Genomic DNA, 592 nt, shown 5'->3' with positions numbered 1-592 from the left:
GCACTCAGTTCAGCGAAGACTGCACCAACTTATTACAGGCAGCCGGTTCGGGCGATGCGACTTTGCAGCGGGAGACCGCCACGGCGCTGGATGCCGTGACAGCCAATCAGGCGACCGTGCCGCTGTCCTCCTCCCGCTCCAGCCTCAGCACGCAGATGCAGAACCTTGGGTCGCGCCTATCGGCGCTGCGCAGCGGTGCCGTGGGCCTGTCCGTTGGCGGGCTGACGAGCGCGAGCTTGTCTGAGCAGCCCCTTGGCTACAGCGGCGGCGCCGCGAGCGCGGACGATGGCGGACCGGTGATTCTCGGCGATGAGCGCCTCGGTGTGTTCTTCAACGGCACCTACAATCGGGGCGACCGCGATCCCTCCGCAAACGAGGATGGCTTCGATTTTGACAGCTGGGGCTTTACGGCGGGCGTTGACTACCGCGTGATGGACGGCGCTGCGGTCGGGCTGGCACTCGGCTACAGCGAGAATGATACCGACATCGATAACAATGGCGGCCGCCTGGACACCGATACCTTCAGTACCAGCCTCTATGCGACCTATTTCCCCGACGAGCATCTCTATCTGGATGGGATGCTGACCTACAG

At 63.7% G+C, this 592-nt stretch carries 1 protein-coding gene; it reads left to right on the top strand.

From position 1 onward, the window contains the following. Positions 1-592, top strand: a 592-nt coding sequence (locus tag CLD20_RS19990) for an autotransporter outer membrane beta-barrel domain-containing protein (RefSeq protein WP_224408437.1), incomplete at both ends; no start/stop codon positions are given.

Origin of the sequence: Afifella sp. IM 167 (genome assembly GCF_020144925.1) — a bacterium.
Taxonomy (GTDB): domain Bacteria; phylum Pseudomonadota; class Alphaproteobacteria; order Rhizobiales; family Afifellaceae; genus Afifella.
The sequence above is the reverse complement of the archived record's forward strand: the minus strand, read 5'-3'. Positions and strand labels throughout refer to the sequence as shown.